The sequence below is a fragment of the Vibrio marinisediminis genome (genome assembly GCF_014050145.1).
Taxonomy (GTDB): Bacteria; Pseudomonadota; Gammaproteobacteria; order Enterobacterales; family Vibrionaceae; genus Vibrio; species Vibrio marinisediminis.
The window spans coordinates 1-301 of record NZ_JACFYF010000163.1 but is presented as its reverse complement, the minus strand read 5'-3'; the positions used below and the strand labels follow the sequence as shown (position 1 = coordinate 301).

The 301-nt window shown below is 70.8% G+C and carries 1 protein-coding gene; it reads left to right on the top strand.

The window, feature by feature from the left end:
• Nucleotides 1-301, top strand: a 301-nt coding sequence (locus H2O73_RS23795) for a cytochrome c oxidase assembly protein (protein ID WP_182110770.1), incomplete at both ends; no start/stop codon positions are given.

Sequence of the window (301 nt, the reverse complement as noted above, 5' to 3'; positions counted from 1 at the left end):
GACGCTCGTCGCCGCGCCGATCCTGGCCGCGGCTCTGCCAAGGATGCGCCTGCCCGCCCTGCCCTGCGCGATCCTGTTCGCGGTGCTGTTCTGGGTTTGGCACGCGCCCGGCCCCTATCAGGCCACGCTCGAGAGCGATCTGGGCTACTGGTCCATGCATCTGAGCCTTTTCGGGTCCGCCACCCTGCTCTTTGCGGCGATGCGCGCGCGCCCACACATGGCGCTCGGCGCCGCGGCGCTGACCGGCGCACAGCTGACGGTCTACGCCTCGATGCTGACCCTTGCACCCGTCGCCTGGCAC